Source organism: Rhodococcus spongiicola (genome assembly GCF_004011835.1).
Taxonomy (GTDB): Bacteria; Actinomycetota; Actinomycetes; order Mycobacteriales; family Mycobacteriaceae; genus Prescottella; species Prescottella spongiicola.
In genome coordinates this window covers 142,597-163,582 of the sequence record NZ_RKLN01000007.1, presented here as the reverse complement: position 1 = coordinate 163,582, position 20,986 = coordinate 142,597, and the positions used below count along the sequence as shown (strand labels likewise).

The window sequence follows — 20,986 nt, the reverse complement described above, 5'->3', positions numbered from 1 at the left end:
GACGCCCGCGTCCGGGTTCATTGGACGCCCGCGTCCGGGTTCATTGGACGCCCGCGTCCGGGTTCATTGGACGCCCGCGTCCGGGTTCATTGGACGCCCGCATCCGGGTTCATTGGACGCCCGCATCCGGGTTCATTGGACGCCCGCATCCGGGTTCATTGGACGCCCGCGTCCGGGTTCATTGGACGCCCGCGTCCGGGTTCATTGGACGCCCGCGTCCGGGTTCATTGGACGCCCGCGTCCGTGCCACCGCCGAACGGCCGCAGCGTCTGCGCCGCGGCGATCGCGCCGAGTACCGCCATCGCCTTGTTCCGGGACTCGGTGTCCTCGTAGACAGGGTCCGAGTCGGCTACCACCCCGGCACCGGCCTGCACGTACGCGGTGCCGTCCTTGATCAGTGCCGTGCGGATCGCGATCGCCGTGTCCGCGTCGCCCGCGAAGTCCAGGTAACCGACGATTCCTCCGTAGACACCGCGTCGTGTCGGCTCGAGTTCGTCGATCAGTTCCATTGCCCGGATCTTCGGCGCCCCCGACAGAGTACCGGCAGGGAAGCAGGCAGTAACGGCGTCGAGGGCGTGCTTTCCCTCGACGAGGCGACCGGTCACCGTCGACACCAGATGCATCACATGGCTGTAGCGCTCGATGTGCCGGTAGTCGTAGACCTTGACGGAACCGGGCTCGCACACCCGACCGAGATCATTGCGGCCGAGATCCACCAGCATCAGGTGTTCCGCGTTCTCCTTCTCGTCGGCGAGCAGGTCCTTCTCGAGCAGGATGTCCTCCTCCTCGGTTTCGCCACGCCACCGCGTGCCTGCGATCGGGTGCGTGGTGGCGACGCCGTCCTTGACCGTGACGAGCGCCTCAGGGCTCGAGCCGACGATCGAAAAGGCGGTCCCGCCATCTTCACCGGGCACCTGTAGCAGGTACATGTAAGGACTCGGATTCGATGCGCGCAGCATCCGATAGACATCGATCGGTTCGGCGGCACAATCCATTTCGAAACGCTGGGACAACACGACTTGGAAGGCCTCGCCCGCCTCGATCTCCCCGACGAGTCGAAGCACATCCGAACCATAGTCCTCGGTAGTCCGCTGCCGACGGTACTCGGGTTGCGGCCTCGCGAACGTCGACACGGTCGACGGGGCGTGCGCCTCGAGCGCATTGGTCATCCGGTCCAGTCGGGCGACGGCATCGTCGTAGGCTTCATCGACACGGTCGTCGGAGCCATCCCAGTTGACCGCATTGGCGATCAGTGTGATCGCGCCCTCATGGTGATCCACCGCGGCGAGATCGGTCGCGAGCAACATGACCATCTCCGGGATACGGAGATCGTCGACAGCGTGGCTGGGCAACCGCTCGATCCTGCGCACGGCGTCGTACCCGAGGAAACCGACCATGCCGCCCGTCAGTGGCGGCAGGTCCGGCAGTCGCTCGCTACGCAGCAATTCGAGCGTCCGACCGAGGGCCACCAATGGATCGCCGCCGGACGGAGCACCCGCGGGCACGTTGCCGAACCACGCGGCCTCACCGTCCTGCACCGTCAGGGCGGCGGGGCTGCCCGCCCCGATGAACGACCAGCGCGACCACGACCGCCCGTTCTCGGCCGACTCCAGCAAGAAGGTGCCGGGACGGTTGCCCGCCAGCTTGGTGTAGGCCGACAGCGGAGTCTCGGCGTCCGCAAGCACCTTTCGGATCACGGGGACCACACGATGCTCCGCCGCCAGCGTCCGGAACTGCTCACGGGTGGTGGTCGAATCGTGCCGGAGCCCCTGGTTCGGGGCGGCCGAGGAGGCTGCTGGGATGGTGGAGGACTCGCCGCGCATGCACCCATCATCCCAGGGACATCGATCTCGGCCGCGGTCGCGGGTAGCGTCAGCGCTCATGAAGCCAGGTGAGCGCGCACCCGAATTCGAACTTCCCGACCAGGACGGCACCCGCCGCACCCTGACATCACTGCTCTCGGACGGACCACTCGTGCTGTTCTTCTACCCCGCGGCATCTACACCGGTGTGCACGGCCGAGGCGTGCCATTTCCGGGACCTCGCGAGTGAGTTCGCCGAGGCAGGGGCGTCCGTCGCCGGGATCAGCCGCGACGATGTCGAGAAGCAGTCCGGCTTCGCTAGTGAACAGTCGTTCGACTACCCCTTGCTGGCCGACGTGGACGGCACGGTCGCCGAGCAGTTCGGCGTCAAACGTGGCCTGCTGGGCAAGATCACCCCGGTCAAGCGGAGCACTTTCGTCATCGACACCGATCGCACGGTGCTCGAGGTGATCTCGAGCGAGATGCGGGCCAATCTGCACGCGGACCGCGCGCTCGAGTTCGTCCGCAACCGCGCCTGATCCGGCACGGATCGCTGGCGGCTGCCATGTCGGCGGAACCGGTGACCCCTGCCCGCTTCCCGTGGAGCGGAACGCTCACCTTGACCCCCGGGGCGGTTCTCTACCGTGGTGCCGGCGGCGATGCGAGTCTCCACGCCCACCACGCCGTGCAGGTAATGGTCACCCTGGACGAGCCGTTCGTCCTCGAGTTCGAGGACGACGACCTTCACGCCTCGGCCGCCGTCGTTCCGAGCGGGCTACGGCACCGATTGCGCTGCAACTCTCACAGCCTGCTCCTGGTGCTCGTCGAGCCCTTCGGCCCGCGTGGCCGGGGACTCAGCGTCGTGGGCGAACGTAGCCGTGGCCAGGACTTCGAGGACGCTCTTACACGTATCGTCACCGAGCACTCCGAAGAGTCGAACACCGTGACCGCCATCGACTGTCTGGTTCGGGCCGTCACCCCGCAAGCGCCGAAACTGCCTGCCCAGCTGTCCGAACCGGTGCGCTCCGCGCTGCGGTACTTGGAGCAGAACTCCGGTTCACGGCCCACTCTCGCGCGGGCGGCGGCCGAGGCCCACATTTCTCCGTCACGCTTGACTCACCTGTTCACCCGAGAAGTGGGTATCCCTTTCCGGCGGTACGGACTGTGGCTGCGTCTACGGACGGTGGCCGAGCGAGTGGCGGGCGGTGACAACCTGACGGACGCTGCTGTCGCGGCCGGCTTCAGCGACTCCTCGCACCTCAGTCGGGTGTTCAAGAGCAATTTCGGCCTCAGCCCGTCGGCCCTCCTCGGTATGAGGTTCGACCCCGACGTGTGGCCCGAAGGCACCAACTGATCGGACCGGGCACCATCCGGAAGGTCAGCCGCAAAGTTCAAGCCTCCGTCGCCCGCTATGCATACGTTCGGTTCATGGAAGTTCAACTACGGCCCACCCCCATCCTCGACTACGACCGCCCTTCCGTTCAGGCGCTCGTGGCAAAGCGCGGATGGCGCGATCTCCCCTACGGAATCCGCATCGGCGCGGTCTACGACTTCGTCAGGAACGAGATCGGCTTCGGATACAACACATCCGACGAACTGGCCGCCTCCCAGGTGCTCGCCGACGGATACGGCCAGTGCAACACGAAGACCTCACTCCTGATGGCTCTACTGAGGGCCGTCGACGTGCCCTGCCGGTTCCACGGGGCAACCATCGACAAGCGCCTGCAGAAGGGCGTCGTGGACGGAATCCTCTACCGCCTGGCCCCGCGAGACATCCTTCACAGCTGGGCGGAGGTCCGGTTCGAAGACCGGTGGGTCGATCTGGAAGGCGTCATCCTGGACGCCGACTACCTGTCCGGATTACGCAACAAGGTCGCCTCGGATGGCGCATTCCTCGGGTACGGCGCGGGCACTGAGAACATCGATGATCCACCGGTGGCGTGGACCGGCACCGACACCGCGATTCAGAAGACCGGAGTGAACCGCGACCTCGGCACGTACGAAGACCCTGACGACTTCTACCGCAAGCACGGGACCAACCTCACCGGGGTTCGGAACCTCATGTTCCGGACGGTGATCCGGCACGTCATGAACCGCAAGGTCGCCGCGATCCGTAGCTGTCGTGGCTAGCTCTCCGAGTCGGTCGAGCACCTCGCGATGGAGACACTTCTTGCAGAAAGTACGGCTCACATCTGATGATCGCGGTGTGATCTATCGGTCGAATCCTGCTGCGTGAGTGCTGAATTCGGCACCAAGCTGCATCTGATGGGTTGCCTGCTTCAGCTCGGAGGGTACGTTTCCGAGGAAGAAGAACGGTCCGGGGGTGGCGATCTCGAGCAGCTGGGGGAAGTGCTCTGCCGCGGTGCTTTGCAGGTGGAAGCCCATCGCTGCTGCGTCGACGAACTCGTCGCGAACGTACACGGCGTTGTCCTCTTCGGACACGTATACGTGGACGGCCTCGGCCCCCGGCTCGTTCTGCTCCATGGCTGTGGTCACGTTCTCGTATATCGACGCGAGTTCCGCGAGCTTCCCTGGCTGTGCCGTCCACTTGTAGAACACGGTGATGTGATTGCCGCCCATTCGCTGCTCCTCGTCGCCGGGACTTCCGAAGGAGAAGCCACCCCACCGGGTAGCTGGTCGGTTACATGCCTCAAAGATAATCGATCAGGAGGTATTCGATCAGGGCTTGGAGTCCTCGGTTCCCGACGCCCCGGCCTCCAGCTCGGGTTCGGATCATCTTCGAACGGTCGAACACCCGGGCCGCTGCCAGGCGTGAACCGTCAGTGCGCGGTCGAGACCGTGAGACCCGGAACGTGGGTAGCAGCGACCGCTCACCCGCATCCGCTGGGTGAGCATCTACACGATCGCGGTGAATACCGCCCGATCACCCCAGTGGTTCGCCTCCGACACCCCAGTTCTCTCGCGGCACGTCGGTGATGGTGACCCACACTTTGGACGCATTCTTGCCGGTCGCCTCCGCGTAGGCCTTGGTGACGGCGGCGATCGCGGCACGCTTCTGCTCGGCCGTCAGGCCGGGCGTCTGGCTGATCTGGATGAGTGGCATCCCACCATTCTTACCGTTCAGGACTCCGGGCGCAGAAGGACGTCGGCGTCGAAGCAGGTGTGGGTGCCGGTGTGACACGCGGCGCCGACCTGCTCGACGATCAGCAGGACGGTGTCACCGTCGCAATCGAGGCGCACTTCGTGGACGTACTGCATGTGGCCGGACGTCTCACCCTTGACCCAGTACTGCTGCCGCGAGCGGGAGTAGTACGTGCCCTTGCGCGTCTCGAGGGTACGGGCGAGGGCCTCGTCGTCCATCCAGGCGACCATGAGGACGTCACCGGTCGAGCGTTCCTGCGTAACAGCAGTGAACAGGCCGGCGTCGTTGCGCTTGAGGCGGGCGGCGATCGATGGATCGAGGCTCATCGGACTGTGATCCCTTCTGCTCGCATAGTTGCTTTGACGTCACCGATAGTCATCTCTCCGAAGTGGAACACGCTCGCGGCGAGCACGGCATCGGCGCCCGCCTCGACGGCCGGGGCGAAGTGCTCGACGGCGCCGGCTCCGCCGCTCGCGATGACCGGCACATGCACCGCTGCACGGACTGCGCGGATCATCGTCAAGTCGAAGCCCACCTTGGTGCCGTCGGCGTCCATCGAGTTCAGCAGGATCTCGCCGACGCCCAACTCGGCGCCGCGCTGCGCCCACTCCACTGCGTCGATACCGGTGCCTCGCTTTCCGCCGTGCGTGGTGACCTCCCACCCGGACGGCGTCGGCTGCTGGCCCTCGGGGACGATGCGGGCATCGACCGAGAGCACGATGCACTGCGAACCGAACCGCTCGGACATCTCCCGCAGCACCTCGGGGCGCGCGATGGCGGCGGTGTTGACGCTGACTTTGTCGGCGCCGGCGCGCAGAAGGCGATCGACGTCCTCCACGGTCCGCACGCCGCCGCCGACTGTGAGCGGAATGAAGACCTGCTCGGCGGTGCGGGTGACGACGTCGAGCATGGTGTCGCGGTCACCGCTCGATGCGGTGACGTCGAGGAACGTCAACTCGTCCGCACCTTGAGCGTCGTACGTCGCGGCAAGCTCGACGGGATCACCTGCGTCACGCAGGTTCTCGAAGTTGACGCCCTTGACGACGCGGCCCGCATCGACGTCCAGACACGGGATCACTCGAACAGCCAAAGTCATCGTTGTGGCCCTCCTTCAGGCCGGTTCTCCGGGTCTCCCAGAGAGTCGAGAATGTCGAGCAGTTCGTCGTGCACACCGGGGGCGGCCGCCAATACTGACCGCGAGCCCACCTGCCAGGGCGCACCACGCAAGTCGGTGACGACACCACCGGCAGCGCGGACGAGCGCGACGCCAGCCGCGTTGTCCCACGCGTGATGGCCGAACACCACTGCACCGCCGAGTATTCCGGCCGCCGTATAGGCGAGGTCGACCCCCGTCGATCCGTGCATGCGGACACGCGACGACCTCCTACTCAGCTCGCCGAGCAGGTCGAACCGGTATTGTCCGGGGATTCGTCCATGGCTGTCGATGTTGAAGGCCCCGAACGCGACCATTACGTCCGCGAGTGCGCCGGTCTGTAATGGCGGCAACGCGATCCCGTTTCGCAGCACCGGCCCGCCTTGCGCAGCCGCGAACCGCTCACCGGTCAGCGGCAGCCACGTCAGACCGAGGACGGGATCCCCATCCCGCAACAGCGCCAGCAGCATCCCTGCCATCGGCAGGCCTGCCGAGTAGTTGTACGTCCCGTCTATCGGGTCGAGGATCCACACATCGCCGACCGACATTTCGGGGCCACCGAACTCCTCGCCGTGTACCTCGATACCGGTGCGGGTTTCGAGTTCCGCGGAGATCAGCCGTTCCAGTTCGAGATCGACCGCGGTAGCGAAGTCTGCCGGGCCCTTGCGCACCGCGCTGGGGGCACCGAGGCCCGCGACGAACCGGTCCCGCGCACCGTCGAGGACGTCGCCGGCGATCGCGAGCAACTCCAGCGGCTCCCGGGGCAGGCTCATCGCGGCAGCCGTCCTAGCGTGAGACCGCTGCGAGCGCCTCGGGGAGTGTGAACCGTCCGGCGTAGAGCGCCTTGCCGACAATGGACCCTTCGACTCCCTCGTCGACGAGACCCGAGATGGCCTCGAGGTCGCCGATCGTGGAGACACCACCGGAGGCGACGACCGGCGCATCGGTGGCTGCGCATACGGCGCTCAGCAGTTCGAGGTTGGGGCCGGTCAGAGTGCCGTCCTTACTGACGTCGGTGACGACGTAGCGGGAGCAGCCATCGCGGTTGAGGCGCTCGAGGACCTCCCACAGGTCACCGCCGTCGGACACCCAGCCCCTACCACGCAGGCGATAGTCGCCGTCGATCAGCTTGACGTCGAGGCCGACGGCGATGCGCTCGCCGTGCTTGGCAATGGCGCGGGCACACCACTCGGGGTTTTCCACGGCGGCGGTGCCGAGGTTCACCCGCGCACACCCGGTCGCGAGGGCGGCCTTGAGGGAATCGTCGTCGCGGATACCGCCGGACAACTCCACCTTGACGTCGAGTTCACCGACGACGGCGGCCAGCAACTCGCGGTTGGATCCGCGGCCGAACGCGGCGTCGAGATCGACCAGATGCACCCACTCGGCACCGTCGTTCTGCCACGCGAGGGCGGCTTCACGGGGCGCACCGTATCTGGTCTCGCTTCCCGCCTCTCCCTGAACGAGGCGAACAGCTTCACCGTTGGCGACATCTACAGCAGGCAAAAGGACCAGGCTCACTGCGCCGATCCTAGCGGGTCACTGCCGCTGGCCAGGTGCCGGGTCGCGGCCGCCGGGTCTTGGAGACGCCGGTCACCTAGTCACAGACTGCGGACCCAGTTCTCCAGTAGATGCGCGCCGGCATCACCGGACTTCTCCGGATGGAACTGGGTCGCCGACAAGGGCCCGTTCTCGACGGCGGCCAGGAACGGGTCGCCGTGCTCGGCCCACGTCAGTTTGGGAGGAGCGATGTGATCGGACGGCGGCAACTCCCATGTGCGCGCCGCGTACGAGTGCACGAAGTAGAAGCGCGTGTCGGCGTCCATGCCGGCGAACAGGACGCTGTCGTCGGGAGCTTGGACGGTGTTCCATCCCATGTGGGGCAGAACGTCGGCCTCGAGTCGTTCGACGGTGCCGGGCCACTCGCCGCAGCCCTCAGCCTCGACGCCGAACTCGACGCCACGCTCGAACAGAATCTGCATGCCGACACAGATACCCAGAACAGGGCGCCCACCGGCCAGCCGCTGACCGATGATCCGATCACCCTTGACCTCGAGCAGCCCCTCCATGCAGGCCGCGAAGGCGCCGACTCCGGGAACCACGAGGCCGTCGGCCGCGAGCGCAATCCGGGGATCGGAGGTGACGGTGACATCCGCCCCGACACGGGCGAGGGCACGCTCGGCCGAGTGGAGATTCCCGGATCCATAGTCGAGGAGGGCGACGGAACTCATGGGAGCACTCTATCCACCCGGACCCAGTGCCCCGACCGGCGGCCGGGCGGCCATCTTCCGTTCTTTCGGCACGACTAGATCAAGAGATCGAATGCCTTACGACCCGAACGACAGCGATCCGAGGCTGCCGGTTGCAGATCCGCCGGGTCCAGGGCTCGAGTCCGGGCTACCGATGGTGAACGGTGTCTGTGTCAGGGCCCAGGTGGCCGCACCGTCCCACCCCATGCAAAGAGAGCCGGCGACGTATTCTCCGTCAGCGATGTAGGGAATCTTGGCGACTTCCGTCTGACCGGGTTCGGGGTATACGTAGTTCAGAGACCCATCAGAGTTGCGGTCGCCGTTAGGGGTGATCGGCGACACCGGATTCCCTACCAACCAGTTCAGAGGATTGTTCGCGACATCGAGCGTGGGACTGTTCAGTATCGCTATCGCGTCTGCCTCAGTGTGGATCCACGGGCCAAGGCAGCCCGCCAACGCCGATTCCGGGGCCGTGATGGTGAATGTCGCAGTGTTGATCCCGGTTGCGACGGTGACGTTTGGTGCCTCGACAGCGAATGCTGTGCCTGGGATTGCAAGGGCTGCCGTACTGGCAAGGGCCACCGTCGAGAGCCCGCGGCGAATGGTGGTGCGTGTATTCATGTCCCCCTCATTCATCTGATTAGTTGCAGAGCGCAAGGACACTAACACGTAGACGCTGCTGAACTGGGTTCGACTGAACGAGACCGACACGAGACGTGTTCCCGCCACCAGTACTGAAAACCCAACGGCCGCAGAATATGAGCCACCGAATACCGTTAGCCACGGAAGACGATCGATGAAGTCTACCTGGCCACGGTCGAGTAGGCCGAACATGCTTCTGGCCCGACACCGTGATTGTGCCGGGCCAGGAAGGGCCGGTTAGGAACTGCCAGTCTGCAGCTTCCGGACCGGAAGGAACTAGCTAGTCGCACCCCAACACCCCCCGCACAGAAAGGTTCTCGTTAGGGACGCTCAAGCAGACCACCATATGAGCTGTGAACGCGAAGGGGAACACTACGGAGAATGCGGCATATTCGAGCGGGCCTGCGTCGGGGTCTGTGATGATGTCGATGAGCGATCCTGCCGGTATCCAGGAGCCCGTCGACCACGCCGGGAGGCTGGGGTCGACTGCTCTGGTGTTGGCCTGGGCGATGCCAGATCCGCCAGCGACGAGTCCTGACGTGACAGCGACGACGACCATCGCCTTCCGAATGAAACCCATTGTGAGAATCCCTCCCTGAAGTCGACCGGGCTGAGACCCGTTAGGGCTGGGGTGAATTGGCAACCCTATGGAAGGCTATCGGCCAATCGACAGGCGGCGATAACAAAGTCATTTCGGGCACCCCGTCCAATCAGGTAGGGAGGTACTGATAGCCGCGCAGACCCCAGGCGGCTACCTCCTCACACCGAACGCGGTGCGCGACGCTTGGTTTCCATGGCAACACAACCAATTGGCCTGCGAGTATGCCGTGAGGCGGACCCAAACCAACACGAGCGAACGAACAGCGCGCCCGAACAGACTTCTGGCCCGACACGGTGATGGTGCCGGGCCACGAAGGGGCGGTTAGGAACTGCCGAAGCTGCCGGACGTGCTGCCCAGGCTTCCAGAGGCACTGCCCAGGCTGCCGAGGCTGCCGGTGTCGGCGCTGTCGTCGTTGCCGTCGTCGGTACTAGCCGGGATGGTGAACGGGAATGGGGCGGCTGTTGCGGGCCCGTTCTCGACCGTCGTCCCCCATTCCTCGAAGAGGTTGGTGCAGTTCCAGGTGACGTGATAGTTGCCATCCTCCAAGGTCAGCCCGACGCGATCCTCACCGCCCGGTTCGACCAGCCGCAGGAGGATCGGGGCGAAGAAGGCCTCAGGATCGCCGTTCGTTACCTCCCAATTGCAGAGGACCGGCAACTGGTTGTCGTTGCTGATGGTGACCCAAACGTCGTTGCCCTGGACCTCAGCAGAGAGGTTGACTTCCCCGGGTGCGGCGTTGGCTGGCGCGGCGAACACGGCGGCCAGGAGCGGGGCGGCCAGGGCTGCGGTGGCAACGGCACGTACTGACTTGATCAAGGAATTCTCTTCCCTCGTTCTCCGTATCTGGTGGTGCACCGGTGGCATCTCGAGAGAACGCGAGCAATCCCCCCCGGGCGTGAAGCAAGCTACACCAAGTAGGCGGCATGGATCCTGTGAAGGCGATCACAGACATCACCGGTCACGTCCTGATCCGCATCGGCAACCCCATCCTCGGCAACGGGCCCGACGGTGAGCCGAGCGGCGACATCCACATCCACCTCCACATCGCCGACGACGACCCGGATGAAGAACCAAAGCCGCGCGGGTGGGCGCGGCTGAAGCGATGAGTCGCACCGGACATCTCACATACCGCCGCCACCGCGAGCGGATCCTGCGCACCTCGGGAGTGCGCGCCCTATGCGGTCAATGGATCGACCCCGACCTGTCCTACCCGGACCCGATGAGCGCCAGCGCCGACCACGTCACCCCCGTCTCCAAGGGAGGCTCGAACACCGGGCGCTCGAGCCACCCACCTACGATGCAACCTGCGCCGCTGCAACCGAGACCGACTCCCGGACACCCCACACCACGTGGGCGGCGATGGTGAACGGCGACAAGGGTGGGGCAACCCCCATCGCTGAAGGGCGGAAGCCCCGAGTGGTTCAGCGTCGAACTCGAGGACGCTTACTTCGGTCGCGACACATCCCGGCGACCCGTTGAGCTGCCGTTCGAGACAGTCTCTTGACATACAGGGGCGGTTCAGATCAACTCCACGGAACCACCGCGGTCGAGTACAAGAACAGGATCGGAGTACCAGTGCGGAAACCTTCTGGATCAATCAGGCGCAGCCTCTTAGCTTGTGCGGCGGCGGCCGCGTCAGTGTCCGCCATGCTTGTCGCCCCATCGGCTCTCGCGCAGTCATCGGAGGCCGTGGACACATCCGACCGCGGTATGTGTGCCTGGCGGTTCATGTCCGACGGTGAGGTCGGGAACATCGCTTTCCCCGACACGAACGCAACCTACTGGGTGCTTCCCTACGCGCTCGGTCCCGAGACCTCGATCGAGCTATCCGGCAACTACCCTGCGGCGCGCTACTTTTCGCTCAATACGTATGGCACCGGGCTCGACACGATCGACACTCTCCGCGATGCGCTGATTTCCCCTGACGCTGGGAGTAGCAATCCCTTCTCCGATTCGCCGGCAGAGAACCTCTCCCCCGACGAGCGCCAGTGGACCGCGACGCTGGTGTCGGGGCCGGCTGACCACGCCCGCAATGAGATCCAGGCGCTCCGGCCCGGCGGTGGTCCGGTCGGATTCCTCATCTATCGCGTGTATGTGCCGGACGACGCGGCGTCTCAGAGTGGCGGCGTCCCACTTCCGGAGGTGCGCTACAACATCAGGGGAAACGAAGTGCCCATACAGCCGTGCTCCGAGCCGTTCGGGTATCAGGCTTCCGGGGGATCCGGTCTTATGACCGGTCTGCGACCGGAGGGACGACCGTCGCTATTGGACTCCTTGCTTGGTGACGCACCCGAGGCAACCTTCACGAACCCCCAGAGAACCGCGGGCCTCTTCCCGAACGGCGACAACAAGTACATCAGCGCGCAACTGACCTACGAGCCCGGGCGCATTGCCGTAATCCGCGGGAAGGCACCTACGTTCCCGAACACCAGCGCGGGCGAATCCCCGCTCGATCCCGACCAGCAGCTCAGGTACTGGTCCATGTGTCAGAACGACCTCGTTCTTCCCTTCCCGGTGGTCGCCTGCGCCGGAGACTTCGAGACCGCACTCGACGCCGAAGGCTGGTACACCTACGTCGTCGCCGCACCGGAAGACGTCCCGTCGAATGCCGATTCGTCGGTCACTGTGCTGCCATGGGGCTCGACAGATGTTGAGCGAAAGGTGCTGATCTGGCGGAACATGCTGCCGACGGACACCTTCTACCCGATGTCGATCCAGGCCGCGCAGGCCGATGGTGCAGATCCCGCCGCGACTATGGGCGAGTACTACCCAGTGGTTACGTACTGTTCGGCCGAGACGTTCGACAACGAGGGCTACGCGGGGTGCTTCCAATAGACCCTTCATAGGCTTCGAGGGCAGTCAACCGTCCGGGATCTGATGCGCACCTTCCTTCCCAGGAAGGTGCGCATCGTCCCCTCGGCACCGTCCTACTGCGAGGCAACGGTCGTACCCACCCACTTCGTCTGAGCATCCGGCGATCCTGTTCAACAACCACTTCGCATATTCGGAGTATCGAACGATTCCGTGCGCTACCGATTCCTTCAACCTTAACGTACTAGTCAGTACGACCACATGGTTGAATACCGTGAACACTTGCCCGCTCTCCCCGTATGTCCGGAGGAACTCGCTTGTCGACGCTATTCAGCCTCGTTGGTTTGATCGCATTCATCGTCGGTGTTGTCGCATTCGTCATCGGTGTGATCGCACTGGTTCGAGGCAGCCTGGATTGGGCCTGGGCCCCGATCCCCGGTCGCAAGCCTGCTGGAGTGGTTACTGCCGGCGCGTTCGGACTCATGCTCATGGGCGGCCTTCTTGCGCCTGCGCCGACCTCATCCGATACGCCGGACGCCGCCGAAGTTTCGGAGCCGCCAGCGCCCACCACAACGACGTTCGCCGACTTCGAGGACACAGAGGAGGACGGCGCCGCACCGGCACCAGAACCCGCGCCCGCACCAGTGCGTGCACCAGTGCGTGCACCCGCACCCGCGCCCGCACCGGCGCCCGCGCCAGTGAACCCGCCCTCACCGGAACTCGAACCGGACCCCGAGCCGCTCCCCGAACCCGAACCGGAGCCCGAACCCGAGCCCGAACCCGAGCCCGAACCCGAGCCCGAACCCGAACCGGACCCGGAGCCCGAACCCGAACCGGACCCGGAGCCCGAACCCGAACCCGAACCGGACCCGGAGCCCGAACCGGACCCGGAGCCCGAACCCGAACCGGAGCCCGAACCGGAGCCCGAAACGAGCGAGTCCTCGGACTGATAGAGGAGCCCATGCGGTCAGGGGGCTAGCGCCTCGGGATCGCGACGCTCAGTCGCTGGACCTGCAGCTACGAGGGTTCAGCTGAGAGTTCGGCAGTCGGGCAGGTCGAGCGCCACTGCCGTCGCCATCGCGCGCCCTGCCCGTCGAACAGTCCGAAGGTTTCATCGCCTGACTGCGTCCACCACGGCAAGATCCCGTAGGTCGCGTCGGTGACATAGATGTTTGCGTGTCTGCACGATTCGGTCGAACCTTCAAGCGGCGGTATACGAGCACTCTCGACTCGGTGGCCTACTTGGTGCGGAATTGGGTGAGCTGGCTATTCCGGATGGTTGTAGAACTGTTGGCCGCCAGCAGTTTACGGGGATTTGTCGGGCGCCTCGGGTGAATGGCGGCAAAGCCGACGCGAACAGGCACCGGACATTCTTGCTCGAATCACCTGCCCGTAGGAAGTCTGGTGCGGAGAACGCCTCGACGCTCGAGGCGACGGTGCGACAATGGCAACTGACTGCGAATCGAAGCCGGGGTGCAACGTCGATCCACCTCGAAGCTCGTTCGGAACTGGGGGTTCCCGATGCAGAACACCAACGCAGCGTCGAATACCACGGAACGTCGAAGATCTCCCGCTCTGGGTCGATGGAGAACATTGACGGTGCTTTCCCTGATCGCCATCGTCGTACTCGGATGGTCCCCCAGTAGCGCCGCACCCGTTTGGGTCTCACAGAACCCGTGGATGTCTCCCAACCCGTGGAACAACATTCACAACGATGCCGCGTTCACCGACTCGTACAGCATGCCCGGTCCCGCTGGGTCACCGAACGTCGACGTCCAGATCTTCTCGGACTACACGTTCCAGGATCCCGATACCGGGCAACAGATCACGGTCAATACAGGTGAGTGCCCCGCCCACACATATGACCGCAACGGGAATCTCCAGACCGTTTGCGGTGGCTACCCGAACCCGCTGACGAACGAGTTCGTCCGCAGCATCATCACGATCGACATGAACGGGAACCTGCTCGCCTACAAGAGCTTCGCGGTGGAGTTCACGGATCTGACGGCCGCATTGACGGAGTTCGGTGGGATCGGATACTTCTATCAGGACAACGACTATCGCGTCGTCATGGGCATGCCCAATGGACACATCGTCGCGTGGGAGCGTCAGCCGTCGCCTGTCAGTAGCGTCGACCGTTACGTCATGGCACGCGATATCAATGTGACCGGCAGCGGTGGACCGCTCGCCGGCGAGAACTTCTACGCGCTGGTCCCCAACGACGAGGGTCACATCTGGTTCACCACCTCGGAGGGCTCGGTGGGCACGGTGGCACCCGAGCCCTGTGCGACAGACTGCATCAAGTCCTTGAACGTCAACGATTTCAACGGTGGGACAGTGCAGGAGAGAATCTCGGAGTCGCACCCCGTGGCTGGGCTGTCCACCTTCCAGCAAACCAACTACTTCATGTACCGGTTCGACATGGCGCCAGACGGCAGCCCGGAGATCGCTTGGAAGGCCCCTTACGACCGCGGTACCGGGCAGAAATCCGGCCAGACCAGTTGGGGCTCAGGCACCTCACCGTCGTACTTCAAGATCGGCGATCGCGAATTCGTGACGATCTTCGACAACGCCGTCACGCCCAACATCGTCGTCTATCGCGCCGAGAAGAACCTGCGCCCAGGCGAGGAGCGAGTCTTGGCACAGGCCGCGCCATTCGGCGACCGCACCGACATCAGCAACGAGAATTCCGAGATCGTCCTCCCGGGCTCTACGCCGGACAGCGTCCGCATCTACGCCGAGAACAACTGGGGCAACGACAGCATTCAGTCCACGCTGGGACCACAAACCACGGTCGGGGGCTTCGGCGGTATCGAAGTCTGGAGCGACGGACGCGTGGAAGTGTTGCCGGCCAACCACACGATCAGCGTGCCGTCGATCGTGTCGAAGGGCAACGCGGCCGACAACTCCATCATCACCTACGAGAAGCGGGTCGACGGCTGGTATCTGACCGCGTTGAACGCATCCGACCTCCGCGAGGTCCAGTGGTCAGCGAAGGTCGGCGACGGCGCAGCCCGATTCAATAACTGGTACGCGCAACTGTCCTTGGCACCCGGGGGCGACTTCTACATCCTCGGGACCCTGACCGGCGTCACCAAGGTCACTCCCAGGTAGCCGTTCCCAGCTCCCCACATCCGTGACCCGTGGACCCCACGGGTCACGGCCGTGCGCAAGGACACTGACGCGGAGACTCTACCGAGAGCCCAGCGGCCGCAGACCGCGAGCTACAATAGCGTCTCTGTCCAGCCTGGCGATCTGTCCCGGATCCCGCCACATACCCAGCTTGCGGTAGGCGACCTGCCCTCCTTCTCACCGACCCGAATCCGTTTCCGGGGGGAGTGGTTTGCGGGCCGCGCGAGTAAGCACCTGCGGACCGGTGACCAGAGCCTTCTTCCACGGTGCAACGCCCTCGATCTCGATCTGGATCGACAGGCTCAGCACCGTGCGGATCAGCACGATCAAGCCCAGCACAGCCGCATCCGTCAGCGATGGGGTCGACGTGACCGTCTTGACGATGTCGGCCGCCACCAGCAGTTCCAGACCGAGCAGAATCGCTCCCCCGAGAGACTCGCGCAAAGTCTTGAATGCCCGACCACCATCACTTGTGCGCCTCCAGGCTCGTCCAGCCAGGAAGAACGCGAACACGAATCCGAGAACCATCGCCAGGACACCGAGCACTTCGAAGGACTGTGTCGCCAGCTCGAAGAATTTGTGTGTATCCATGATGAGAGTCCGTGTCGGGGACAAGTCTGGGGTGCCGATCGCCTCGCCCGCGAATCATCAGCCTGATTGGTGCAGTTCCTGGCGACGGACGACCAGGATGTAGACGCTGATCATCAACACCCACGCGGGAAACACCAGGGTGACCCACAGACTGAGACTCACGACCAGCAGCAGCGTCAGTGCGAGCACATACGTCGTCACCGCGAGCCACCGGGGCATCAGACCTGTGCGAAGCCAGATCGTTCCCAGCGAGATCATGAAGACCCCGGCCATGCGTACCGCGTAGACATTGTTGATCTGCAGCATCACCTCACGTCCGAAGTGCACGATGCCGTCCTGAGGAATGCTCGAGTACCGTCCGACGGCTAAGACACCGCCTGCGACTGCCATCGAGACGAAAACGCATGCCAGGAACAGCAGTCCGCTGCCAAGGAACACTGTCGAGAAGAATCGGTCCTCGAGCTGCCCGAACCGATCGCGAACAACGCCGATGAACCACAGGAACGCTATGCCCGCGAAGGGAGCCAGCACGAGTGCGGCGCCGATTCTCGACTCGCTGCGTCCCACCCAGGTCGGCTCCACAAAGGGGTCTGCAGGGAGAGCTGTGCGCAGCAAGACCAGGCTGGCCGCGAAGAGTAGAGCGAAGAGGATGCCCGCGACCGCTGCAGACCGAGGGGTCGTCAGCTGGCGAAACTGCCTCTCTCCCCCGTCACCGACCATCACTCACTCCCCTCGCTGACGTCGTCCGCCCGAGGCAATCACGGCGGAGCCCCGACCCCGGGGGCTGCTATTCACGCGAGAGCATCGCGACCGCTTCACGTTCGAGGTCGACGTAAGGCTCTCCGCTGACGTCGACCACCACTCGTTTCAACTTGCCCCCGGTGAACGTCCATGGCGCATCGCCGGAGTAGTCGTCTGTAACGGCATCGGCGCCGCCGCGGCCCACCGTGAGTCCCGCACCGGCGAGACCGAACGGGCCGGGCTGGGTCCTGATCATGCCCTCGCCGACCTTGCGGTCACCGTAGTAGAGGGCCAGAGTCCCACGCGCGGTACCAGGTGGATCCTCACCTTGCTTGTCGAACGACGCGGCCAGTATCAGGTTCTCCCCTGTCGGCATGTCCTCGGTCGCGCTGATCGTCTGCTGCTCGATGCCCAGGAAGTTGTAGACGTAGTGCAGCCGACCATCCTTGACATAGAGCGTGTGCCCCCCGAATCGTCCGCCCTGTGCGAACAGAACCCCGGACGGACCTTCTTCCAGAAGGTGACCGAGCATGCTGCGGTCGGGAACATCGACGAGCGCACCGATCGAGTACGAGCGGTTGCGAACGCTGACCGCTACAGATTCCGGCAACGGTGCGCCCCCGGGGCGGTATACATAGCGGTTCCGCGGGGCCACCTGCTGGGGGCGGGGGGCGGTGAGGATCTCTACAGGTGCGCGGTCGTCGAGCGGGAAGGCCTGGTTGGCGCCGGCCTCGTGAAACCACAATCCGACGAGCTCGGCCAGCTTGCCGGGTTCCTCGGCGGCGAGGTTGTGCAATTCGGCGCGGTCCACATCCGTGTGGTAGAGCTCCCACTCGTCGTCGGCGAAGTGGCTCCACCCGCTGAGCGTGGGGTGCGTGGTGACGGCCTTCCAGCCATCGTGCCAGATACCCCGACTGCCGAGCATCGAGTAGAACTGGGTGTGCTTGGCCGTCGGGATGGTGGCTGCATCAAAGCTGTAGCGCATGCTCACGCCCTGAAGCGGATGCTGGGTGTAGCCCTTGACCGTCTCTGGAAGTTCGATATCGAGGCAGTCGAGAAGTGTCGGAACCAGATCTACGGCGTGGTGGTATTGGTCGCGGGTCTCGCCCCTGGCCTCTATCCCGGCAGGCCAGGAGATGACGCACGGATCACAAGTCCCGCCGTTGAATGTGTACCGCTTCCACAACTTGAAGGGGGTGCAAAAGGCCATCGCCCACCCATTCGCATAGTGGTTGTACGTTGTGGTACTGCCCAGTTCGTCCAACTGCGAAAGATTTTCCTCCAGGTCGTCTGGAACACCATTGAACATCTTGTTCTCGTTGACCGAACCGTTCGGTCCCCCCTCGCCACTGGCGCCGTTGTCGGCAACGACGACGATGATGGTGTTGTCGAGTTGCTCGATGTCTTCGAGATACGACAGGAGACGGCCGATCTGGTCGTCGCAGTGCGAGAGGAAACCCGCATACACCTCGGCCATGCGCGCGAAGAGGCGCTTCTCGTCGGCAGAGAGGGTGTCCCAGGGGCGAGTGAAGTCCAGGGGCGGGAACGGCTGGCCGTCCGGGCCGCTGCGGGTCTCGAATGTTCCGATCGGGTTGAGCGGGGGTAGCTCGGTGTTCTGGGGGACAAGGCCCATTTCCTTCTGCCGGGCCAGGATCTGCTCACGCATCACCTCATAGCCCTCATCGAACCTGCCCCGGTACCGGTCTGACCATTCGTGGGGCACCTGGTGCGGAGCGTGCGCGCATCCCGGGGAGTAGTACAGGAACACCGGACGGTCCGGGGCAATCGCTTTCACGTCGCCGATGTATTCGAGAGCCTTGTCGGTGATGTCGACGCCGAAGTGATAGCCCTCCTCAGGGGTAGAGGGTTGCTCCACGGGATGGTTGTCGTGCACCAGGTCGGGATACCACTGGTTGGTCTCCCCACCGAGGAAACCGTAGAAGCGCTCGAAACCGCGACCGACCGGCCAATTACGCTTGCTGGAGGCCAGATTCATTTCGTCCTGTGCACACAGATGCCACTTACCGACCATTGCCGTGCTGTATCCGTGATCGACCAGGATCTCGGCCAGCGTGGCACACTCGGGTGGGACGTGCCCGTTCGATCCGGGGAAACCAGTGGAGGCCTCACTGATACACCCCATGCCATTGGTGGTGTGGTTCCGTCCGGTGAGCAGGCAGGCACGGGTCGGTGAGCACAGCGCCGTGGTGTGCCACTGCCCGTAACGCAGTCCGTTCGCGGCGATCCGATCGATGTTGGGAGTCTCGATCGGTCCGCCGTAGCAACTGAGTGCGCCGAAGCCCACGTCGTCGAGCACGATGTAGAGAATGTTCGGCGAACCTGGTTCGGCTTTCGGCTGCTCGTACGGCCCCCAGTCCGGAATCGAATCACGAATGTCGAGATTGGCGACACCTCTGAATGACATGGACATAACCCTGCCCCTCCGACGGGTTCCACCTCACCTTCCACCAAAGCACAAACGCTTGATGGTTGGCAGGCCGTGTCTCAATAGTCAGCAGTTCAGTTGAGCCACAGGTTGATTGCGGCGATACGGACGGCTGCGGTGTAACGGACAAGAAGTTGTCGTATCGCGTTGTCACCGCACGGTTTCGTTTGAGCGGCGGCGAGTCCTGGGAGACGGGTTCGCAACCTGGCTACACCAAGACAGCCGACCCGATTCGTTTCACCATCCCGACTAGCACCGACGACGGCGGCACCGACGATGGCGGCAGGGGCAGCCTCGACTTCGGCAGCCTCGGCAGTTCCTAAGCGTCCCTTACTGGCCCGGCACCATCACGGTGTCGGGCCAGAAGCATATTCGGGCAAGCTGTTTTGTGTTGGTTCGGGATCTCGCGGGGTGCCCGAAATGCCTTTGTTAACGCCGCCTGTCGATGGGTCGATAGCCTTCCATAGGGTTGCCAATTCACTGCAGCTCTACCGGGTCTCGGTCCGGTTCACTTTAGGGAGGGATCTCACAATGGGTTTCATTCGGAAGGCGATGGCCGTCGTCGCTGTCACGTCCGGACTCGTCGCCGGCGGATCTGGCATCGCCCAGGCGAACACCGCGACGGTCGAGCCGAGCGTCCAGGCGGTGTCCGCTATGGCGTCGCCAGCACCGGTCGCTGACACCGGCGCAGGCACCGGCCTCAGCTCGGTCGAAATGGTCTTCGGCTCCGTGGGGCTGTCCTTGGCACTCCCCTTCATACTCACAGCTTCTGTGGAAGCATGCATGTTCGAAGCCGAGCGCCCCGACGACAATCCTCCGCCGCCGGGGGCCGCGTCACTCCACGCGTTGTGCTCTCCCCTCGGCAGTTCCTGACCGCCCTTTCCTGGCCCGGCACCATCACGGTGTAGGGCCAGAAGCATGTTCGGGCCCTTGTTCGTTCGTTCGCCATGCAGCTCGGCTTCCCGCGTGTGTAGTCAGCTGTTGCGGGCGATGCGGTTTCGTCAACGCGAATACGCGGGTTCGCACAACGTAGATGGTGCGGCTTCTCTCGAGATGGTGGTCTTCGGTATCTGACCGCGCTATACGCATCCGACCTGCACGAGGTCCAGAGAGCAGCGAAGGTCGGCGACGGTACAGCTCGATTCAACAACTGGTACGCGCAACTGTCGTTGGCGCCCGGGGGGCGACTTCTACATTCTGGGAACCTTGTCCGGCGTCACCAAGGTCACTCCCAGCTAGCCATCCCCGGCTCCGCACAGCCGGGCCCCGTGGACCCCGCGGGTCATGGCTGTGCGGTAGACGAGAGGGGAACACAGTGAGAAGTAGCCGATAGTTCGGGGTTTCCCACACTTCCGTAGCCGTCGGAGATCTCCCCATGGCGGCAACACTCGCAGACGCTCGCGCGTCAGATCAGCCGCAGGACCCCTGACGCTCCAGCGAGGATCGCAAGTGCCACGAGCACACCCGAGGCCAGCTTGTTGACCTTCCACATCGCGTACGCGCCGCCGATGGCGAAGCCCGCAGCCAGGAAGAGGACGTAAATGAAGACTGTGCTCACTGATTCACTCCGCAGGCTCCGCTCATACGACTGCTCACTGATTCACTCCGCAGGCTCCGCTCATACGACTGCTCACTGATTCACTCCGCAGGCTCCGCTCATACGACTGCTCACTGATTCACTCCGCAGGCTCCGCTCATACGACTGCTCACTGATTC

23 protein-coding genes are annotated in these 20,986 nt (G+C 64.2%); 8 read left to right on the top strand and 15 right to left on the bottom strand.

The window, feature by feature from the left end; all coding sequences use genetic code 11:
- Positions 1-224 precede the first annotated feature (224 nt).
- Positions 225-1,823, bottom strand: coding sequence for an anthranilate synthase component I (locus EF834_RS17435; RefSeq protein ID WP_127948486.1), 1,599 nt, complete (start codon positions 1,821-1,823; stop codon positions 225-227).
- Between the two features lie 58 nt (positions 1,824-1,881).
- Between EF834_RS17435 and EF834_RS17430 the strand changes: the two genes are divergently transcribed.
- From EF834_RS17430 to EF834_RS17420, 3 genes are all read left to right on the top strand, one after another.
- Positions 1,882-2,340 carry a peroxiredoxin gene (locus EF834_RS17430; protein ID WP_127948485.1) on the top strand — a complete coding sequence of 153 codons (459 nt, stop codon included), beginning with the start codon at positions 1,882-1,884 and terminating at the stop codon, positions 2,338-2,340.
- Between the two features lie 26 nt (positions 2,341-2,366).
- Positions 2,367-3,155 carry a helix-turn-helix transcriptional regulator gene (locus tag EF834_RS17425; RefSeq protein WP_127948484.1) on the top strand — a complete coding sequence of 263 codons (789 nt, stop codon included), beginning with the start codon at positions 2,367-2,369 and terminating at the stop codon, positions 3,153-3,155.
- Between the two features lie 74 nt (positions 3,156-3,229).
- Positions 3,230-3,931, top strand: coding sequence for a transglutaminase-like domain-containing protein (locus tag EF834_RS17420; protein WP_127948483.1), 702 nt, complete (start codon positions 3,230-3,232; stop codon positions 3,929-3,931).
- Between the two features lie 81 nt (positions 3,932-4,012).
- Here EF834_RS17420 and EF834_RS17415 read toward each other — a convergent pair whose 3' ends face one another.
- The 10 genes from EF834_RS17415 to EF834_RS17370 form a co-directional block, all read right to left on the bottom strand.
- Entirely contained in the window at positions 4,013-4,381 is a 369-nt protein-coding gene (locus EF834_RS17415; protein WP_127948482.1) for a putative quinol monooxygenase, read from the bottom strand.
- A gap of 304 nt (positions 4,382-4,685) precedes the next feature.
- On the bottom strand, positions 4,686-4,865 hold the full coding sequence (locus tag EF834_RS17410) for a tautomerase family protein (RefSeq protein WP_127948481.1): 180 nt from the start codon (positions 4,863-4,865) through the stop codon (positions 4,686-4,688).
- A 17-nt stretch (positions 4,866-4,882) separates the two neighbouring features.
- Positions 4,883-5,230 (bottom strand): phosphoribosyl-AMP cyclohydrolase, encoded by a 348-nt coding sequence (hisI, locus tag EF834_RS17405; RefSeq protein ID WP_127948480.1) that lies wholly within the window; start codon positions 5,228-5,230, stop codon positions 4,883-4,885.
- Entirely contained in the window at positions 5,227-6,000 is a 774-nt protein-coding gene (hisF, locus tag EF834_RS17400) for an imidazole glycerol phosphate synthase subunit HisF (protein WP_127948479.1), read from the bottom strand. The genes hisI and hisF overlap by 4 nt, the downstream gene beginning before the upstream one ends.
- A complete protein-coding gene (locus EF834_RS17395; RefSeq protein ID WP_127948478.1) occupies positions 5,997-6,830 on the bottom strand; it encodes an inositol monophosphatase family protein in 834 nt (277 codons plus the stop codon). Before EF834_RS17395 ends, hisF begins: the two co-directional genes overlap by 4 nt.
- 13 nt (positions 6,831-6,843) lie before the next feature.
- Entirely contained in the window at positions 6,844-7,578 is a 735-nt protein-coding gene (gene priA, locus EF834_RS17390; RefSeq protein WP_127948477.1) for a bifunctional 1-(5-phosphoribosyl)-5-((5-phosphoribosylamino)methylideneamino)imidazole-4-carboxamide isomerase/phosphoribosylanthranilate isomerase PriA, read from the bottom strand.
- 80 nt (positions 7,579-7,658) lie between these two features.
- Entirely contained in the window at positions 7,659-8,288 is a 630-nt protein-coding gene (hisH, locus tag EF834_RS17385) for an imidazole glycerol phosphate synthase subunit HisH (protein ID WP_127948476.1), read from the bottom strand.
- Positions 8,289-8,384: 96 nt separating this feature from the next.
- Positions 8,385-8,927, bottom strand: coding sequence for a hypothetical protein (locus EF834_RS17380; protein WP_127948475.1), 543 nt, complete (start codon positions 8,925-8,927; stop codon positions 8,385-8,387).
- 301 nt (positions 8,928-9,228) lie between these two features.
- Positions 9,229-9,528, bottom strand: coding sequence for a hypothetical protein (locus EF834_RS18340; RefSeq protein ID WP_127948474.1), 300 nt, complete (start codon positions 9,526-9,528; stop codon positions 9,229-9,231).
- 342 nt (positions 9,529-9,870) lie between these two features.
- Positions 9,871-10,365 (bottom strand): hypothetical protein, encoded by a 495-nt coding sequence (locus EF834_RS17370; protein WP_127948473.1) that lies wholly within the window; start codon positions 10,363-10,365, stop codon positions 9,871-9,873.
- Positions 10,366-10,472: 107 nt separating this feature from the next.
- Between EF834_RS17370 and EF834_RS17365 the strand changes: the two genes are divergently transcribed.
- The 4 genes from EF834_RS17365 to EF834_RS17350 all read left to right on the top strand — a co-directional run bounded on the left by EF834_RS17365 (position 10,473) and on the right by EF834_RS17350 (position 15,474).
- Positions 10,473-10,655 carry a hypothetical protein gene (locus EF834_RS17365; RefSeq protein WP_127948472.1) on the top strand — a complete coding sequence of 61 codons (183 nt, stop codon included), beginning with the start codon at positions 10,473-10,475 and terminating at the stop codon, positions 10,653-10,655.
- 541 nt (positions 10,656-11,196) lie between these two features.
- Complete coding sequence (locus EF834_RS17360) at positions 11,197-12,384, top strand: hypothetical protein (RefSeq protein ID WP_408014530.1); 1,188 nt, start codon at positions 11,197-11,199, stop codon at positions 12,382-12,384.
- A 293-nt stretch (positions 12,385-12,677) separates the two neighbouring features.
- Positions 12,678-13,310 (top strand): hypothetical protein, encoded by a 633-nt coding sequence (locus tag EF834_RS18335; protein WP_206615319.1) that lies wholly within the window; start codon positions 12,678-12,680, stop codon positions 13,308-13,310.
- Between the two features lie 649 nt (positions 13,311-13,959).
- Positions 13,960-15,474 carry a hypothetical protein gene (locus EF834_RS17350; protein ID WP_127948471.1) on the top strand — a complete coding sequence of 505 codons (1,515 nt, stop codon included), beginning with the start codon at positions 13,960-13,962 and terminating at the stop codon, positions 15,472-15,474.
- Between the two features lie 195 nt (positions 15,475-15,669).
- Here the strand turns inward: EF834_RS17350 and EF834_RS17345 are convergent, their stop codons facing one another.
- The 3 genes from EF834_RS17345 to EF834_RS17335 form a co-directional block, all read right to left on the bottom strand.
- The gene (locus EF834_RS17345; RefSeq protein ID WP_127948470.1) at positions 15,670-16,083 is read right to left on the bottom strand and encodes a DUF1622 domain-containing protein; all 414 of its coding nucleotides are present in this window, start codon (positions 16,081-16,083) and stop codon (positions 15,670-15,672) included.
- A 57-nt stretch (positions 16,084-16,140) separates the two neighbouring features.
- On the bottom strand, positions 16,141-16,803 hold the full coding sequence (locus EF834_RS17340) for a hypothetical protein (protein ID WP_127948469.1): 663 nt from the start codon (positions 16,801-16,803) through the stop codon (positions 16,141-16,143).
- A gap of 67 nt (positions 16,804-16,870) precedes the next feature.
- Entirely contained in the window at positions 16,871-19,255 is a 2,385-nt protein-coding gene (locus tag EF834_RS17335; protein ID WP_127948468.1) for an arylsulfatase, read from the bottom strand.
- Positions 19,256-19,801: 546 nt separating this feature from the next.
- On the opposite strand from EF834_RS17335, the gene EF834_RS17330 reads away from it, so the two are divergent.
- Complete coding sequence (locus EF834_RS17330; protein ID WP_127948467.1) at positions 19,802-20,143, top strand: hypothetical protein; 342 nt, start codon at positions 19,802-19,804, stop codon at positions 20,141-20,143.
- A gap of 532 nt (positions 20,144-20,675) precedes the next feature.
- Here EF834_RS17330 and EF834_RS18255 read toward each other — a convergent pair.
- Positions 20,676-20,828, bottom strand: a complete 153-nt coding sequence (locus EF834_RS18255) for a hypothetical protein (protein WP_164873334.1) — start codon at positions 20,826-20,828, stop codon at positions 20,676-20,678.
- Between the last annotated feature and the right edge of the window lie 158 nt (positions 20,829-20,986).

Coding starts and splice junctions, on each gene's coding strand:
- EF834_RS17435 (WP_127948486.1), bottom strand. CDS start 1,823: ATGCGCGGCGAGTCCTCCACCATCCCAGCAGCCTCCTCGGCCGCCCCG.
- EF834_RS17430 (WP_127948485.1), top strand. CDS start 1,882: ATGAAGCCAGGTGAGCGCGCACCCGAATTCGAACTTCCCGACCAGGAC.
- EF834_RS17425 (WP_127948484.1), top strand. CDS start 2,367: ATGTCGGCGGAACCGGTGACCCCTGCCCGCTTCCCGTGGAGCGGAACG.
- EF834_RS17420 (WP_127948483.1), top strand. CDS start 3,230: ATGGAAGTTCAACTACGGCCCACCCCCATCCTCGACTACGACCGCCCT.
- EF834_RS17415 (WP_127948482.1), bottom strand. CDS start 4,381: ATGGGCGGCAATCACATCACCGTGTTCTACAAGTGGACGGCACAGCCA.
- EF834_RS17410 (WP_127948481.1), bottom strand. CDS start 4,865: ATGCCACTCATCCAGATCAGCCAGACGCCCGGCCTGACGGCCGAGCAG.
- hisI (WP_127948480.1), bottom strand. CDS start 5,230: ATGAGCCTCGATCCATCGATCGCCGCCCGCCTCAAGCGCAACGACGCC.
- hisF (WP_127948479.1), bottom strand. CDS start 6,000: ATGACTTTGGCTGTTCGAGTGATCCCGTGTCTGGACGTCGATGCGGGC.
- EF834_RS17395 (WP_127948478.1), bottom strand. CDS start 6,830: ATGAGCCTGCCCCGGGAGCCGCTGGAGTTGCTCGCGATCGCCGGCGAC.
- hisH (WP_127948476.1), bottom strand. CDS start 8,288: ATGAGTTCCGTCGCCCTCCTCGACTATGGATCCGGGAATCTCCACTCG.
- EF834_RS17380 (WP_127948475.1), bottom strand. CDS start 8,927: ATGAATACACGCACCACCATTCGCCGCGGGCTCTCGACGGTGGCCCTT.
- EF834_RS18340 (WP_127948474.1), bottom strand. CDS start 9,528: ATGGGTTTCATTCGGAAGGCGATGGTCGTCGTCGCTGTCACGTCAGGA.
- EF834_RS17365 (WP_127948472.1), top strand. CDS start 10,473: ATGGATCCTGTGAAGGCGATCACAGACATCACCGGTCACGTCCTGATC.
- EF834_RS17360 (WP_408014530.1), top strand. CDS start 11,197: ATGCTTGTCGCCCCATCGGCTCTCGCGCAGTCATCGGAGGCCGTGGAC.
- EF834_RS17345 (WP_127948470.1), bottom strand. CDS start 16,083: ATGGATACACACAAATTCTTCGAGCTGGCGACACAGTCCTTCGAAGTG.
- EF834_RS17340 (WP_127948469.1), bottom strand. CDS start 16,803: ATGGTCGGTGACGGGGGAGAGAGGCAGTTTCGCCAGCTGACGACCCCT.
- EF834_RS17335 (WP_127948468.1), bottom strand. CDS start 19,255: ATGTCCATGTCATTCAGAGGTGTCGCCAATCTCGACATTCGTGATTCG.
- EF834_RS17330 (WP_127948467.1), top strand. CDS start 19,802: ATGGGTTTCATTCGGAAGGCGATGGCCGTCGTCGCTGTCACGTCCGGA.